A 1,356-nucleotide genomic window follows, 5' to 3' on the forward strand; every position below is an offset into this window, starting at 1 on the left:
TGTACCGACCCCTTATTAATTGGACAAATATGTTGAATTAGTTGTGTAATAATAGTCATTATTTGGGTCTATTTTTTCAGTTTGTTCTTCTTCATTAATACTCTCTCTTTTTTGGATGGTGAGGTGGATATTTTGATCCCACTTATCTTTTGGTATCATCTGAATTCCTCGATGAAAGCGCCTGTTATCATACCAGTTTCTATGGGCGGTAAGTGTATGTTTAGCGTGATAAAAGCTATCAAATTCAAAACGGTCAATTACTTCTCGCTGAACGATACTGTGGAAAGCCTCGATGTAGGAATTCTCTTCGGGAGTAGCAATATGGGTAAACTCTTGGTTTACCTCTGCAGCCCGTAAATATTGTTTTACACTATTGGCAATAAACTGTGATCCATTATCATTGCGAACGGTAACTCCTTTAATGCCATATTTTTCATTTATTCTTCTGAAAGCGTTAATTACATCAATTTGTCTGATGCTTTTCTGAAAGGTCTGATCTACGGTTTTACGTGAAAACACGTCCAGTATAGTCAGCAGGTAATAGTTCCGCTTCTCGGCATGTACGTAGATATATTTGATATCTAGACAAAGGTATTCCATTGGATAACTGGCCACTATTTTACGGTGCTGCACAAACTTGCGCTTGCCACTGGTTCGGATAACTTTTCCCAGCAATAGGTTCTGCTCATCCATGAGCCTGTAAACTTTCTTTTTATTGATATGGTAATTCTCCTCACGCAATTGGGTAGTTACGTTTTCATACCCATAACAACAGAATTCCTGTGATAAAATAGCTTTTATACGTTCAATTACCACCTGGTTTTCTACCATCGTGCCGTCAAGCTTTGGGGTATGGGTGCTTGGCTTTACACCGCGATTACCGAGCCTATTCTTATAATAATAGACACTAGAGGGCATATCAACCCAGGATAAAAGAGTTCTGGCAGCGACCAAATGCTTAAAATGCGAAACAATCATCTTCTTATCTTGACTTGGATAGGATTTTTTTTTAGAAGCTCGGATTTAACCTCTATTTCCAATGCTTGTTTAGCAATGATTCTTTTCAACAGCTCATTCTCCTGCTCCAAGGCCCGTAGTTCTGGATCTACACGATGGTAAGCTGGCTTTAAACCTTCGGTGCCTCTGGAAAGGTATTTGTTCTTCCACTTGCCATATAAAGACGGTGATACATTATACTTCCGGCAGGTAACCGTGGTACCTTCACGCAAGCCCTCTTGAATAATAGCAAGCCGATCCTCCGGGCTAAAAATTCGTCGCTCTCTTTTCATAATTCCCTAATTTAATGGTTCTAAATTGTTTTTAAAATTTAGTCCAGCTTTTTAGGGGGTTAATACA

General features: G+C 39.1%; 2 protein-coding genes. Both read right to left on the reverse strand.

The window, feature by feature from the left end; genetic code table 11:
- Window positions 1-15: 15 nt before the first annotated feature.
- Window positions 16-831 carry a DDE-type integrase/transposase/recombinase gene (locus tag H7U22_RS22740; RefSeq protein ID WP_222621947.1) on the reverse strand — a complete coding sequence of 272 codons (816 nt, stop codon included), beginning with the start codon at window positions 829-831 and terminating at the stop codon, window positions 16-18.
- A gap of 143 nt (window positions 832-974) precedes the next feature.
- Window positions 975-1,289 carry a transposase gene (locus H7U22_RS22745; protein WP_187073632.1) on the reverse strand — a complete coding sequence of 105 codons (315 nt, stop codon included), beginning with the start codon at window positions 1,287-1,289 and terminating at the stop codon, window positions 975-977.
- Window positions 1,290-1,356 lie beyond the last annotated feature (67 nt).

The organism is Pedobacter fastidiosus (assembly GCF_014306625.1).
GTDB classification, from domain to species: Bacteria; Bacteroidota; Bacteroidia; order Sphingobacteriales; family Sphingobacteriaceae; genus Pedobacter; species Pedobacter fastidiosus.

What these genes read in the sequence shown, in the direction of transcription:
- H7U22_RS22740 (WP_222621947.1), bottom strand. Translation starts at nt 831, where the DNA reads ATGGTAGAAAACCAGGTGGTAATTGAACGTATAAAAGCTATTTTATCA.
- H7U22_RS22745 (WP_187073632.1), bottom strand. Translation starts at nt 1,289, where the DNA reads ATGAAAAGAGAGCGACGAATTTTTAGCCCGGAGGATCGGCTTGCTATT.